Annotated in this window: 10 protein-coding genes; 3 read left to right on the top strand and 7 right to left on the bottom strand. The window is 40.9% G+C overall.

What is annotated here, in order from left to right; genetic code table 11:
• Positions 1-161: 161 nt before the first annotated feature.
• Positions 162-659: a thermonuclease family protein gene (locus ACK2WI_RS01980; RefSeq protein WP_312698070.1), complete on the top strand. Its 498-nt coding sequence runs from the start codon at positions 162-164 to the stop codon at positions 657-659.
• 6 nt (positions 660-665) lie between these two features.
• Here ACK2WI_RS01980 and ACK2WI_RS01975 read toward each other — a convergent pair whose 3' ends face one another.
• A complete protein-coding gene (locus ACK2WI_RS01975) occupies positions 666-3,341 on the bottom strand; it encodes a cation-translocating P-type ATPase (protein ID WP_409149590.1) in 2,676 nt (891 codons plus the stop codon).
• A gap of 180 nt (positions 3,342-3,521) precedes the next feature.
• Between ACK2WI_RS01975 and ACK2WI_RS01970 the strand changes: the two genes are divergently transcribed.
• Positions 3,522-4,394, top strand: a complete 873-nt coding sequence (locus tag ACK2WI_RS01970) for a universal stress protein (protein WP_312698073.1) — start codon at positions 3,522-3,524, stop codon at positions 4,392-4,394.
• Here ACK2WI_RS01970 and ACK2WI_RS01965 read toward each other — a convergent pair.
• From ACK2WI_RS01965 to ACK2WI_RS01955, 3 genes are all read right to left on the bottom strand, one after another.
• Positions 4,354-6,816, bottom strand: coding sequence for a phosphocholine-specific phospholipase C (locus ACK2WI_RS01965; protein WP_312698074.1), 2,463 nt, complete (start codon positions 6,814-6,816; stop codon positions 4,354-4,356). The genes ACK2WI_RS01970 and ACK2WI_RS01965 overlap by 41 nt on opposite strands.
• Positions 6,817-6,976: 160 nt before the next feature.
• Positions 6,977-8,851: a RagB/SusD family nutrient uptake outer membrane protein gene (locus ACK2WI_RS01960; protein WP_093096098.1), complete on the bottom strand. Its 1,875-nt coding sequence runs from the start codon at positions 8,849-8,851 to the stop codon at positions 6,977-6,979.
• Positions 8,852-8,863: 12 nt separating this feature from the next.
• Entirely contained in the window at positions 8,864-12,097 is a 3,234-nt protein-coding gene (locus ACK2WI_RS01955) for a TonB-dependent receptor (RefSeq protein ID WP_312698075.1), read from the bottom strand.
• 406 nt (positions 12,098-12,503) lie between these two features.
• Here ACK2WI_RS01955 and ACK2WI_RS01950 point away from each other — a divergent pair, with 406 nt between their 5' ends.
• Positions 12,504-12,680, top strand: a complete 177-nt coding sequence (locus tag ACK2WI_RS01950; protein WP_157739463.1) for a hypothetical protein — start codon at positions 12,504-12,506, stop codon at positions 12,678-12,680.
• Between the two features lie 603 nt (positions 12,681-13,283).
• Here ACK2WI_RS01950 and ACK2WI_RS01945 read toward each other — a convergent pair.
• The 3 genes from ACK2WI_RS01945 to ACK2WI_RS01935 all read right to left on the bottom strand — a co-directional run bounded on the left by ACK2WI_RS01945 (position 13,284) and on the right by ACK2WI_RS01935 (position 15,919).
• Positions 13,284-13,436 carry a hypothetical protein gene (locus tag ACK2WI_RS01945; protein ID WP_409149586.1) on the bottom strand — a complete coding sequence of 51 codons (153 nt, stop codon included), beginning with the start codon at positions 13,434-13,436 and terminating at the stop codon, positions 13,284-13,286.
• A gap of 859 nt (positions 13,437-14,295) precedes the next feature.
• Positions 14,296-15,036 (bottom strand): dienelactone hydrolase family protein, encoded by a 741-nt coding sequence (locus ACK2WI_RS01940; protein WP_312698587.1) that lies wholly within the window; start codon positions 15,034-15,036, stop codon positions 14,296-14,298.
• A gap of 16 nt (positions 15,037-15,052) precedes the next feature.
• Complete coding sequence (locus ACK2WI_RS01935; protein ID WP_312698586.1) at positions 15,053-15,919, bottom strand: NAD(P)-dependent oxidoreductase; 867 nt, start codon at positions 15,917-15,919, stop codon at positions 15,053-15,055.
• Between the last annotated feature and the right edge of the window lies 1 nt (position 15,920).

The raw sequence follows: 15,920 nt of genomic DNA, 5'->3' as shown, positions 1-15,920 counted from the left end.
AAAAACAAAACGCGTCAAGCCACGCTAATATTAACATATTTTAACAAATCAAAAAATCCTTAAAAAACCTTTCCAACTTACAACTAATGGATTATGGGAATCGCTCGGTAATATTCCTGCTATCCTATTTGTCTCGTGGGATGTATTGCTATTTTTGCAGCATGAAGCATCTACTGAAGTTTACCTTCATCCTTTTGTTTATTTCCCAAACTGCCCTAGCCCAAGATTTACTGAAAGGCAAAGTGGTCAGGATCTCGGATGGTGATACCATGACGGTTCTGGATAGCTTAAACCAACAGCATAGGATCAGGCTCCATGGAATTGACAGCCCCGAGAAAGGCCAAGATTATTATCAAGTAGCAAAAGATTATGTGGGTCAACTCTGCTTCCAGAAACAGGTGGAAGTAGACATCCTGAACTATGACCATTATAAACGTGCCATCGGCAAGGTTTATGTGGATGGTTTGGAAGTAAACTTAAGCCTATTAAAAGTTGGATTGGCATGGCACTTTACCCAATTCGATCAATCTGAAGAATATGCACTAGCGGAATCAGAGGCTAAGCTCAATAAAATGAATATCTGGTCCCTCAAGACCGCTACAGCACCTTGGGAATTCCGAAAAATAAAACGCCAACAGCAGAAATTGAAAGCCAAATAGTTAAAACTAATTGGCTTTATTCTTTATCAGCTTAAACAATTCGTTGACAAATAGCGGCACTAAACCAAAACCAAGCACCTTCAACCAATCATTGATACCAATGATCTGAAGTTTAAACGATTCCCTTAAAACAGGCACAAACAACACCAATAATTGCAGGGCAAATCCCAGAATAATCGCAAACACTAAATATTTATTCGAGAATATTCCAACCTTAAAGATGGATTTATGCTCACTCCTGAAGGACAGGGAATAAAACAATTGACAAGCAATAATGGTCAAGAATGCCATAGTGCGCGCATAGGAATGTATCTCCTCAGGTATTTGATCATTGAATGGATTGTAGCCATGTTCAAAATAGCCGATCAAAAACGCTGCGGCTGTCAACAAACCAATCAATATTCCAGCTACAACAACCCGTTGGGTACCACCATGTGAAAAGAAGTTTTCATTCAATTCCCTTGGTTTTTCCTTCATGACGTTCGGATCCCCAGGATCCATTCCTAAGGCCACCGCCGGCAAGGTATCTGTAATTAAATTGATCCATAATAGTTGAGTCGCCAATAGAGGAACAGGCAATCCAGCCACGATGGTCACCAACATGGTAATGACCTCGCCCAAGTTACTAGCCAACAGAAACACGACCGACTTCTTGATATTATTATAGATATTTCGGCCTTGTTCAATCGCACCAATGATCGTCGAAAAGTTATCATCAGCAAGGATCATATCCGAAGCATTCTTTGCCACATCAGTCCCTGTAATACCCATAGCGACACCAATATCAGCCGCATTCAAGGATGGCGCATCATTTACCCCATCTCCGGTCATGGAAACTATGTTCCCCTTCGATTTGAATGCTTTAACGATATTGACCTTATGCTCTGGTGAAACCCGAGCAAATACACGATAATCGCCAATATGCGATTCCAACTCCTCATAAGAAATAGCATTGATTTCCTTGCCTGTTGTTACTTGATCAAAATTTTCGGCAATACCTAATTCTTTCGCGATCGCAAATGCAGTATTGCCATGATCACCGGTAATCATGATAGTCGTTACTCCAGCTTCTTTTGCCTTCTCAATAGAATCCTTAACCTCTTCTCTCGGTGGATCAATCATCCCTACGACCCCTATAAAAACCAGATCCTTTTCAAACTCTTCCTTATCTATCTTAGAATCGCTCTCCTTAAAGGCCACGGCCAAAGTCCTCAATGCTTTTGAGGACATCTCCTCCACAGCATCAGCGATCTGCTTTTTATGTTCCTCGGTAATGGGTTGCAACTCCTCATTCTGGATAATGTATTTACAGTTCGGCAAGAGGCTATCCACAGCCCCTTTGGTATACAAGATATATTTAGAATCATGGTTATGCAGGGTCGACATCATTTTCCGGTCTGAATCAAAAGCCAACTCATCTACCCTCGGCTGTTTATCTTGAAGCTCCTTCCTATCCATCTCCCATTGATCCGCAAGAGCCAATAAGGCAACCTCCGTTGGATCTCCCGTTTGCTTGTCTTCTTCTAATGTCGCATCAGAAGCCAGGACCATCGCTTCTGCCAATAGATTTTCTTCAAATGTATTCTCTCCTTCATCATCCACCGAAATCAAGTCATCACTAAAGGTAAAAGCTTCTTGGACGGTCATCTTATTTTGGGTCAAGGTACCGGTCTTGTCAGAACAGACGATGTTTACCGAACCTAAGGTCTCCACTGCCGGAAGCTTTTTGATAATGGCATTTTGCTTAGCCATTTTTGTAACCCCGATGGATAAAACTATTGCAACAATGGCCGCTAGACCTTCAGGAATGGAGGCAACAGCCAAGGATACCGAGGTCAGGAACATTTCCGTCAAATCTCTTCCCTGAAAATAGGATATAATAAAAATGACCACACAGATACCAATCGCCACTTTTCCTAAGGTCTTGCCCAAATGATCTAATCGAATCTCAAGCGGAGTCTCTTCAGACTCATCGCTTTCAAGGAAGCCAGCTATTTTACCAACCTCGGTCTGATTGGAGGTTCCAATCACCAAACCCACTCCACGACCATAGGTCACTAAAGTCGACATATAGGCCAAGTTGATCCGATCCCCCAATGGAATGTATTCCTCATCAAATTTCGCTTCTGCATCTTTTTCTGCAGCCACAGACTCACCCGTCAAGGCAGACTCATCGATCTGCAAATTGGCCGTTTCAATCAATCGCAAATCTGCTGGTATATACCTTCCAGCTTCCAATAGCACGATATCGCCAGGCACCAGAAGTTCGGAATCAATCTCCACTACCTTTCCATCTCTTTTCACAACGGCTTTTGGATGCGACAGATTTCTCAAAGCCTCAATAGCATTATTCGCACGCACTTCCTGAAAAAGTCCTAGAAAGGCATTGATCAAAATGACAATCAGAATGATGATCCCATCGGTATATTCCCCCATGAAAAAGGTGATACCAACGGCAGCAAACAAAACATAGATCAAGGCATCATTCAGCTGTTCAAAAAATATCCGCCATATAGATTTCCGTTTCTGTTCTTGAAGTTTGTTCTTTCCATATTCTTGTAATCGCTTTTCAACTTCTGAATTCGATAAACCCTCCGAAGGGTTAACTTCCATAGTATTGAGCGCTTCATCTATGCTGGATGAATAAATGCTGTTGCTAATTGATTTTTGTTCTTCTGCCATATAGTCTAAATACTCGAAACCCAAAAATAGTTCTAAATCATCTTCCCTCCGATGATTTCAATCACTTTCACTCTCCATTTTAGTTAAGAAAAGACCCTGTACACAGCTTGCCTAGGCAAAACTTGATTAAGGCCTTTCTTTTGGCTATATTTGGAATACACACATCCTACCGGTAGTATTATGAAAAATGCACTTTTAATTCCAACTGACTTTTCTGAAAACGCATGGGTAGCTACAAAATATGCGGCAAACCTGGCGATCAAATTTAATTGGGACATCCATGTACTCCATGTTTACCAGAAATTTGACCGACTACTTGCCACGACAGAATTCAATGAAGCTGTAGCAAAGCACAATGAAGCTGCCTCCATCGATGAAATGCAGATATTGGAGAACAGGATAAAAGCTGAATTTCCAAAACTAGGATTAACAACGGCATGTATCGACGGTAATTTAACAGAAACGATTTTAAAGGTAGCCACTGAAAACAATGCCCCATTCATCATTATGGGTACCAAAGGAGCAAGTGGATTGAAAGGATTGGTGTTTGGTAGCAATACATTCGAAATTATCCAGGAATCCCCAATCGGGGTTATTGCGGTCCCTGAATCCTACCGGGATTTCAAATTGGAAAAGATCGGAATGCTGACCAATTTCCAAGCAACTGAATTTGACCTGATCGATAGTTTTATCCATAGAACAAGCCCAGCCATTGATTTAACTCTTATGCATGTGCTTGAATCTAATAAAAGCAATGATCAGAACACTATTCTATATTGGGAAGAAAAGATGCTTAAACATACCGGTGTAAACTCGATAACTTTTAGGAGCAAACAGATGATCAATAGAATTGATGTCAAACAACCAATTCCCTATTGCATTGAGCAAATGATCCTGGAAGAAGGAGTAGATTTACTCCTTCTTACGTATACCAGGAAAAGTTTTTTTGCTAGCTTGTTTTCGAAAAGTTTAACCAAATCGATCGCCAATGAATTGACCGTACCAAGCTTCTTTATGCGAGAATATTTTCTCCACCCATTAAGGGATCAGTAATACTTGGTTTACCATTCTCAATGTGGCCTGCATATTTGATGAAAAGATCTGGATCTTGGTCTGAAGTAATTTCAAAATCATACCAGCCATTGGATTTATCCAATTTCCAGCTCTCTTTTTTGCTCTTATTGGCAGCTAGGGTTTTTGCTGCATGTCCATAGGAAGGATCCTGAACTTTTAGATTTACTGGCGAATTCTTAAGCTCCAATTGAAAACCAATATTTGCGTGGCTGCTATTAGCCTTCAAATTTGGAAATGCTGATTTCACTTTTCCCTTAAATGCTCGATAGAACCCATTCGGTCCATGGACTGAAAAACAGAACGTTTCATTCTTTATATCCGCCAGATCTATACTATAGACCAATTCTTCCTTGGATTTAACTGCAAAATTCCAAGTTTTTCCCACCTCATTCTTCGGCCCATAGGCAGTATGTGAAATCAATTGGAATGGTACACCTACCGTTTTGCTATGAGCTAGGTTTCCATATAAACCAAAATGGAAATAAAGTTTTCCATCTTCTACCGATAGGTTCACATCCATATCATAAGGGATAGCACAAGCAGGTTTGGTCCCCTTTTCTTGCAATCCTAAACCGGCATTCATGGAAAGGTTGTTCTTTATATTGGATAGACTATCCGCACTGATCGCTTTGAAGTTTCCAGGAATGGATTTATCCTTCGCGGAGAAAATCCTTTCCACATATTGATCTCTATTGACAAAATCAATTGCTGGGCGCTGATTTTCAGGAATAGGTCTAAAAGCCGAGGTCAAGTTTCCACAAATCAACCTTCTCCAATCGGTTAGGTTGGTTTCTTTGACTTCCTTCTTGTATTTTTTCTGTATAAAATGTTCTAGAAACTGTAATGTCGAGGTATGGTCACAAACTTCTGAATTTACCCAACCGCCTTTTGACCAAGGCGAGGCAATCACCAATGGAACACGGTAACCCAATCCTATCGGACTATCATGAACCCCAGTATTTTTACCCGTTCTTTTATTCTCTTGCTCCACCGTTACATATTCATCTGCTGTATTCATTCCTTTAGGAACAGCTCCAGTTTCTTTTTTGCTGCTCAATGGGGAAATAAAAGGTGCTATATGATCGAAATAGCCATCATTCTCATCATAGGTCAGGATAAAGATGGTCTTCTTCCATACTTCCGGATTGGCAGTCAAGATATCCAAGGTCTCCGAAACATACCAAGCACCATACCATGGCGAACCTGGATGATCCGAAAAACGACATGGTGCCACTAACCATGAAACAGCCGGTAGATTTCCTGATTTCACATCCTCACGGAATTGATGGAATACATCACCTTTAGGCACTTCAATCTCCACTCCATCTTGGCCCTTGATCTTAGAAAGCTGATGATAATTAGGATCCTTTGTATTGGTTGCAAAAGCACGAAGATGGATTTCTTGCTCTTGCTTACTTAGTTTTTTAAAATTCTCAGGAGAATATTGCTCTACATCCTTCTTATACCCTTCCAATTCATTGACCACCTTTTGATAGGCTTCTTGATTAGCAAATTTTGCTACCGTCAATAAATGTTCAATTTCTTTGACTCTCTTCTGGGCAAAGCTATAATAGGCAGGATGGAATTTCACATGGTATTGTTTATGGAACTCCAAGTTATTGTCTGTAAAGTTTGCCAACCAATCTTCTTCTTCACCTTCGAAACCTACGGGCAGACTTAACTCATTTTGGTATACCTTCCAAGGAATTCCAGCTTCCTGTAATCGCTCTGGATAGGTTTTCCAACTTACATCTTTATAATTGATCTGGGAATTGTCGACATGTGCTGTAGATTCCGGATTATGAGGTTCTTCACGAACGGTACCTGACCAAAAATAAGAACGGTTGGCACTCGTACCGGTCAGGGACGAACAGAAATGCTGGTCACATACCGTGAAGGCGTCAGCAAAAGCATAATAAAAAGGGATATCCTTTCTTTCAAAATAACCCATGGTCAATGGGATATGCTTATATTCAGGATCGCCAGCTTGTTTGGCTTCCAACCAAGTGTCCATCTTTCCTTCATTTCGGGCCGCAACCATGTCTCGCCAACCATGTGGAAGGCTTCCCATCCAGGTAATTTTGGTATTCTCTATATCCAAATGAAAGGGCGCATAGATCTCTGCGTTTTTGTTTTGTTGGTACCAGACTGGCAAACCACTGGGTTGCCTCATTGCCCGAGGGTCATTAAATCCACGGACCCCTTTCAAGGTGCCGTAGCAATGATCAAATGATCTGTTCTCTTGCATTAAGAAAACAATGTGTTCCGCATCCAAGTAACTACTTCCTGGTTTGGCATCAATGGCTAAAGCTTTTTGTATTGATTCAGGTATTAGGTTTATGGCAGCAGTGGAACCTGCAAGCATTGAAGCTTTCTTTAGAAATTCTCTTCTATTATCCATTAAAAATCAGTTTAGACGACAAAGCTATCATTTTAATCAGTTTAAACTTTAAGATAGCGAATACATTCATAAGAATTAACCTAAACTTATTATTCACTTAATATTATTACATAAAAAAGCCCAACCTTTCGGTTGGGCCAATCTATAAACTTACCTAATCCTATTCGTATCCAGGATTCTGCAATAATTTAGTATTCCTATTGATTTCATCACGATGGAATGAACTGAAATACATCTTGTCATTCCAACTTCTGTTTTCAATACCAGGATTCAGCGTGTTCACCGTATAGATATACGTATAATTTGCTGGATCATGTTTATAAAGACTAACTGTCTTACCCGGTTTCAATTGTCCGAAAACATCCATGATCGTTACTTTACGACCTAGCGTAGTTGGCGCAATCATCCAACGGCGAGCATCAAAGAAACGGTGCTCTTCGTAAGCAAGTTCAATACGTCTCTCATTGCGGTAGCGATCTTTCAATGCGGCTCCTGTTTCGGTAATTGCTGGCATACCCGCACGGAAGCGGATCTTGTTCAACCAAGTTTTCGCTTCAGCATCCTCACCTAATTCAATACAAGCCTCCACATAATTCAATACGGCTTCGGTGTAGCGCAATAAAGGCCAAGGAATTTGCTGACGTGTGTTTTGGTCAACAATACCTGGATTAGGATCCACAAATTTTCTATAATAGTACCCCGTATAAGAACCGTTCCAATCCTCAATCGGACTATTTCTGGTATCCAATCCGAACACTACCGTTTTCGTTCCTGAACCGTTACCGATTTCATAACGACCTGTTTGGATCTGATTGAATGGATCTCTATTACGAACATCTTCTGTTCTTGGTTTCCAACCCGCACCATCAGCACTGATCGTAATATAGAACCTAGGGTCACGATCGGTATAAGGAGCTGCTTTGTGCGCAGGATTATTCCAATCAAATTTCACACCTGACCTAAACTCATAGTCATCAACCAATAATTGGATTGGGGAGTTTCCTGACCAGTTATGGTAACCGTTAGGACCGTTATCACGGCCTACCCAGCCTCCACGCTCATCCTTCAGATCCACAAAGAAACGTCCTAAGATCAAATCTTTCTTACCATCTGCATTGGCCACTTTACTTCCACCGCCCATAGCGATATCCAAGTAATTAGCCTTTCCTTCTTCAGCTGTCGCTGGAGCAGTCAAGTTCATTTGATAAGCATATTCAGCATGATCTACAACTTTCTTAGCTGCATCTTTTGCTTTTTGCCATCTTGCTCTCCTATCACCAGAAACATAACCCAAGAATTCAGGTTTTGAATAACCGCTGATTACAGCAGATTTACCTTTGGCAGTTGGGATATCATGCAGATCTGAGGCTGCATATGTCAATACCCTCGCTTTTAACGCCAGTGCTGCAACATCGTTGGCACGACCGTTTACTTTCGCTACGCCCGTCAATAAGGTTGTCGCTGAATCACAATCACTCACAATTAAGTTCACGCATTCATCATAGGTACTTCTTTCCTTCATATAATCGGCTTCACCTAATTGGTAAACCTTGGTTACCAAAGGAACTGCACCATAAAAGCGTAGCAATTGCTGATAAAAATAAGCCCTTAGGAAATAAGCTTCACCCAATAATTGATCTGCTTTTGCTTTTTCAATTTCCGGAGCTCTTAATTTTTGGATGGCAACATTGGTTGCACGAATGCGGCTATACATATTGGCATAGCTATAAGTGCCCATGATATAACCTTGATCGGCAGCATTTGAGCGACTTTCGGTTACCGTATTGATACCACGGCCTGGGTGGGTAAATAATGCTTCATCTGTCATCGAAGCCATCTGCTGCTCTTCGAATCCTCCAACCCCAAATCCATTGTAGATCTCATAGATAAAGGCTTGTGCTAATGCGGCATCCGTCCACACTAGTTCCTCAGGCGCTTCGTTTAATGGCCGTGTGCTGACGAAATCATCATTACAGGAAGCCATTAACCCCACAAAGGCCAAGGATATATATTGTAATTTGAATTTAAATTTCATGTCTATCTATTTTTAAAAAGAAACCATTACGCCTGAATTGATCAATCTTGCTTGTGGGTAATAATGCCCAATAGCATTGGTCGATTCCGGATCATAAACTTTCATTCCACTCCAAGTCAATAAGTTCTGTCCACTTACGAATACCCTTAGGCTGCTCACGCCGAATTTCTTCGTCCAGTCTGTTGGTGCGTTATAACCTAATTCCACGTTTTTCAAACGAAGGTAATCGGTGTTACGCATCCAATAGGTATTGTTGTAGGAGAAGTATTGATCGCTACGGTCTGTAATACGTGGATGTTCACTGCTTGGGTTATCAATAGACCAACGGTTTTCATAGAAATCGATCAGGTAGTTTCCGATAGCTCCTGACTCATCCGTACCGATACGGGTCTCTGCTCCCATGGCTCCTTGTAATAAAACAGATAGATCAAAGTTCTTATAGGTAAATCCTAGGTTCAAACCACCTTGGAATGTTGGAACATTGTTCTTATCACGACGTACACGGTCATCCGGGGTAATTTTGCCATCTCCATCATAATCCTGGTATTTCATATCTCCTGGACGTAGATTTCCTGTGATATCGCTATAATCGATTTTGTTCGCATCAATCTCTGCCTGATCTTTGAAGACGCCGTCATAGATATAGTACATACCTGCGTTGATCGCTCTTCCTGTACTTTTTTGCCATTCTGGTGCGCCTGGTGCTTCATCCCAGAAAATGATCTTATTCTTCGCATATCCTCCGTTTACTGAAGCACTGAATCCTAATTCACCGAAAGTCTCACGGTATCCGATATTCAAGTCAAAACCTGAGTTATCTACCTTACCAATGTTCTCTACCGGTAATGTCATCCCTGTACTTTGTGGAATAGATGCGTTTCTTCTCCAAAGGATACTTTCACGGCTGTTTTTGAATAAGTCAAATTCAGCATTGAATTTTCCACCCAAGAATTGGAGGTCAAAACCTAAGTTGTAGTTGTTGGCAACCTCCCATGTGATGAACATATTCGGAACGCGACTTTCTCTTAGGGATTTTACGATCTCATTATTGATAATGTAAGAGTTGAAACCATAGGTATTGAAGTATTGGTATTCTTGTAATGCACCTTCAAAATAGATATTATCGTTACCCATCTGTCCATAGGATGCACGGATTTTAAAATAATTTACAAAAGGCACATTCTCTTTCCAGAAATTCTCTTCGGAAACCATCCAGCCTAACATCGCTCCTGGGAAGAAACCATAACGGGTATCTGTAGGGAACATGTAAGAACCGTCCACACGCCACAATAATTCAGCGATGTATTTGTTCTTATAGTTGTAGTTTAACCTACCGAAATAGTTCAAACGAGCTCTTTCCCAAGCACTACCATTGTTATCTTTTTCTGCATCACCCCCAGCGAATAGATAGTCGATATTATTAGAGATAAAGTATCTTCTAAACGCCGAGAAATTGTCGTTACGGATAGTTTCGCGGTTTACCCCAGCCAAGATATTAAAGATATGGTCACCAATGGTTTTATCATAGGATGCCACAGCACCTAATAAAACGTTCATTTGATCTTCATTACTTTGGTTTAATCTAGGCTCTGCAGGACCTCTTTTTCCAGCTACCAATTTTGGTGTTGTTCCATCGGCTTCGTAGTCACCCTGCCAGGTATATAAGAACCATGGAATCTCCCATCTTTTGGTTCCTCTTACATATTTATCCACGGCAGCAGTACCGGTCACTTTCAATCCTTCCACTCCAGGGATCTTGATCTCGATCTGTCCGTTGGTTTGGAAATAATAGCGCTTATCGCGGTCGTAACCTGTTGCATCCGTAGAAATAACCACTGGGTTTTCCCCGTATTCAATATCAGGTCCCGGCATTCCATTTGGCCAGTAAGCTGGCATGGTCGGGTTACCACGCATCAGCATACGGAAAATGGTTCCTGCACCCTTGGTTGGGAAGTTCCTGTTTTCCTGTCTACCCAATACACCAAATTGTGTTTTGATGTATTTGTTGATATTCGCATCCAAGTTCACACGGATATCATATTGTTTATATCCGGTTGCTGAATTCTTGTAATATCCATCTTGGTTTAAGTATCCCAATGACATTAAATAACGAAGGTCTTCAGTACCACCTTCCAATTGCACATTGTGCTTAGCTTGTGGAGACCAGTTCTTTAATGCTTCCCCGTACCAATCGGTATTAGGGTGCCCCCAAGGATCAGATCCATCAGCAAATAGTTTCTTATCCTCTGGATCAAACGGCGCCGTTATCGAATTACCATTCGGTCGCTTATAGGATCCTGCTGAATTAAAGGCATCCAATGCTGCCCCCCACTCGGCCACTGGAAGTTTATAGATCTCCAGTTCATTTCTCATTTCAGCATATTGGCTAGCATCAGCCAATTTTGGAACGACTGTAGGTTGAGAAAAACCTTGGTTAAAGGTATAAGAAAGCAATGGCTTGCCGGTCTTACCACGTTTAGTTGTTACCAAGATTACCCCGTTTGCCGCACGAGCACCATAGATAGCTGCCGACGCATCCTTCAGCACCGAGATATTCTCGATATCTGCAGGGTTCAATCGATCAATACCACCAGCACGTGCAGGGATACCATCAATTACGATCAATGGTCCTGAATCTCCCAAAGTGTTTGTACCACGAATACGGATGTTGGAACCATCATAACCAGGTTCACCACTTCCGTTCGTCGCTACCACACCGGGAACACGACCTGCCATCGCATTGGATAGGTTGATTGCAGGAGATTTTTTCAGCTCATCCCCTTTTACAGCTGACACCGCTCCTGTAACGGTTTCTTTCTTTTGTGTACCATAACCTACGACTACGACCTCATCGATATTATCGGATGTAGGCGAAAGATCTACGTTGATGGTGGATTGATTGGAGACCGAGACTTCTTTTTTCTCTAATCCCACTGAAGTAAATACCAAAGTTGCTGACCCAGGCACACCTTCCAAAGAATAATTTCCATTTTCATCGGTTGTTGTGGCTTGGTTAGTTCCTTTAATACTTACAGTTACTCCGGCCAAGGGTTGGCCTGTCGAGATATCTTTCACTGTTCCTCTTACAGTTACTTGATTTTGCCAATGCGCTGCAAAATGAGTTGCATGCACTGCAGAATGGGAAAATGCGGACACGGAGGCAATACTGCAAAGCATTGTGATTCCTCCAACCCGAAGCATTTTTAACCCACCCTTTCCATTGAAAAGATGGCGGCGTTTAACCATAGAATTAAGGCGTTTAAGTTATTATAGATTTATGTTTAGTAATCCTAAGATAGTCAAAAGGAAAATAGCTACAAACCTTTTAACCAATAAACCACTAAGAATTTCAGGGAATTTTTCGTTTGTAAAGAATTAACTGTTTAACAAACATTTAACAAATAGTTGCATTTCAATAAATTAAAAATTATTAAACCCTCAATAAAAATTTGACAATATTTTGTAACAATGGATAACAACCAACGAATCGTCCTGTTAATTACAAACCAAACTCCGAATTGCAGTCAATTTGTTCCAAAACGAAATAATAAGAAATAAACAAAAAGTTAATATAAAATTATAGATAAATCATTGATTTTGAACGCTTTTAATATTATCTTGAAAGAAATAATTTAAATAATTAATTATTAACATGAAAACCATCCTCACATTATTAATCTTTTTCAATAGCTTTCTATGGACAGCTATGTACTCCATTAAAACGCAAATCATGAGCAGTGAATGGGCCTTACTATTAGCCTTGCTCATCACCTCGCTATTCCACCTCTATCTCTATAAGGAAAGGTTTAAAAGAGCAGCTCGATATTAGTCTGACCCAAGAACCAAAATACATTATTTCCGAAAGCAAAATTTCCTTTTTTTTGACCATAAAAATGCTGGAATTTATTCGAGACTCATTCGAGACTCATTCGAGACATGTTCGGGAAATGTTCGGGAAATGGCTTAAATTTTCTCTGAAATTATTCTGGGATTTATCGGAGTTTCTTTTGTGTTTTCTTGGCCTTTATTTTTCTGCAAATGCAGAATGCTCCAAGTTCAATTGGATTATAGCTTGAGGCATATTGGGAATTTTGAAAACAAGGTCAAAATAAGGTCAATGTTAAAGTCTGTATTTAAATAAAAACCTTTTTGTGTCACCTTGCCCCCTAAGGGTCTCGGAACTAATCACAATCAATTGAAATGGTTTGCTCATCATACGATTACGGGATGACGAGGAAATGGGACGATTTTGGTAGGGGCGAATCGCATTCGCCCGCCTCATATTTTCCAAAAAGAATGTCAGCCAGTCGGCTGAAAAAATCTCATTAACTTCTGCAAAATTTAATAAAAACAGTTTGCTCAACTTGCGATTCGCAATGACCTCTTCTCTGTTACTTTTGAGGCGCAAAAGTAACCAAACCGACGAAGGAGCTCACGGATACCAAAAACAACTAGAATCCGTAAACGCTTCGGCCCATTTAAGGTGGCTTTTCGCACGATCATCCGCACATGGATAGAATGCCTTGTTGTCGGGAATATCTTTCAATAGATCATCCCTTTTAATGGGATGATCTATTGAAAGCATTCCAAGGCCAATCCCAACGCGCAGGGCATCGGCATTCTATCCATTTTTCCGCCACTGGAAATGAGCCGGAGGCTAAAGTACTTCCTTCGGAAGGATGAATGTTTGTATAAATTGGAAACCCCTGGAAGGGGTGAAATATTTTTCTGAAAATCCTTACTGAATTCATTTCTAATTCTGAACGATCAGTGAAGAATCTGTACGGATCTCCCCCCCCCCTTGATCGTGTCATTCTCCATCGAAGATGGAGGACCTGTACACCAGTACAATTTGTTTGATTTAATAAAAAATAGTTTCCTCGTCTTACGATTACCATGACGAGGAAATGTGACGATTTTGGTAGGGGCGAATCGCATTCGCCCGCCTCCTACAAACCTGAAATAATTTCACCCATTTGGGTGAATAAAAACTTTCTCCACACTTTTAAATCGACAAAAATAGTTTGCTCATCTTACGATTCGTAATGACAATCTCTCTAAGTAAAAAAACAAAAATAGATTCTTCGCTACGCTCTGAATCCCTCCCAAGCACTTTTCTAATTCTGAACGATCAGTGAAGAATCTGTACGGTCCTCCTACCTTGATCGTGTCATTCTCCATCGAAGATGGAGAACCTGTACGCCAATACAATTATAATTTGTATAGTTCCGAGAAACTTCGTGCCTCAGTTTGACACTAAGAAAGGATGGGTATTTACGCTATACATCCCCATCGGGGATGAATTATTTTAGAAATGTTATCGAACGATATAGGGCTAATGCAAAAACGCTGTTCGATTAATCGAACAGCGTTTTTGCGCGACATCCAGGCAAACGTGCCATATCTGCTAAAATAATGGAACCCCCAATGGGGTTCTATATCCCTTATTTCAAGACCTCATTTAAAAACATCAGCGTATGGTTCCAGGCGCGTTTAGCCATCGTAGGATTATAGTCAGGCGATTCAGGATTCGTAAAGGTATGTTTAGAATTGGCGTAGGTTATGATCTGCCAATCAGCTTTCCCTTCATTCAATTCCTTGACCAAGCTTTCATAATGCTCAGGCTTGACGCCTGCATCATCCGCAGGGTGTTCGACCAATACCTTGGCTTTGATTTCGCCATTGGGTCGGTCGGCCGCTTTTGCCAGTCCACCATGAATACAGACCACGGCTTCCACTGGCAAACCTCCCCTAGCAGTTTCTAAGGCTCCGGTACCACCAAAACAATAACCTATGACAGCGACTTTGGTTGCTCCAGCTTTCTTTAGTTCGTCTATGCCAGCTTGTATCCTTTTTTGATAGGCTTGATAATCATTTTTATACTGGGAGGACAATTTTGAAGATGCAGCATTATCCGTAGGGGTATTGCCGACTCCATAGATATCAGCAATTAAGGCTATATAACCTTCTTTTTCAAGGGCTATAGCGGCATCTTTTGCTTCCTGATCAATACCCTTCCATGCAGGGAGAATTAGAACTCCTGGTAGATTTTTACCTGCATTACTGCTGACCATACCTTTTAAAGCTTGGTTACCTTCTTTATAGTCCACTTCTTTGAGCTCTTGCCCAAATGCAGCGTTGCTCAACAGCAGACTTAATAAAATTATAAAAGATTGATTTTTCATAATTTATAGATTTAATTTATGATTCTAAATTTCCATGCTCTTTGATGAACGGGATAATACTCATGACATCCATTGTAGCAAAGCCAGCATCCTTGGCTCCTTGATAGGTTTTAAGGACGTCTTGGGTCAATGGGTAATCCGCACCAGCATCTACCGCCAATTTTACATCTTTCAGCATAAGGTCTACCGAAAAGGCAGCTGGGAATTCATTCTTGATGATAGAAGCGGTTTTCACTTTAGATGCACCACTACCACTTGCGCTTTCATTGATAATGCTCATCATATCTTCCCGGGTGATCCCAAGTTTTTCTGCAAACAAGACAGTCTCTGCCATACCTTGATATAAAATGGACAGGTAATAATTGATACAGAGCTTGGCAGATACTCCCTTTCCATTTTTACCCATATATTTTACTTCCTTACCCATCAATTCCAGATAAGGCATAACGCGCTGTTTGTCTTCTTCCTCAGCACCGACCATAAAAATCAAGGTGCCATCTTTTGCGGGTTGGGTACTACCTGCTACCGGCGCATCGATGAAACTGGCACCTTTTGCTTTCGTAATTTCCGAGATGGTCTTGGAAGCATCTTGGGAAATGGTACTCATATCCACAAACAACTTCCCTTTTATATCCATGCTCAATATCGTCTCGTAGACGGCATGCACGGCATCATCATTGGTCAGCATGGTGAATATGATATCGCAGTTTTTCACGAGGGTTCCGATATCATTGCAAGGGCTGCTTTTTTTAGCAAAATCTTGCATTTTCTCTGGAGTCCTGTTGTATACATAGAGGTCTAATCCAGCTTTTTCTAAATTCTTTGCCATTGGCTTCCCCATATTTCCCAAACCGATGAAGCCGATTTTATCTTTTTTATCCATG

This window comes from Sphingobacterium sp. BS-2 (assembly GCF_046161205.1).
In the GTDB taxonomy this organism is placed as follows: Bacteria; Bacteroidota; Bacteroidia; order Sphingobacteriales; family Sphingobacteriaceae; genus Sphingobacterium; species Sphingobacterium mizutaii.
This window is presented reverse-complemented; position numbering and strand designations above follow the sequence as displayed.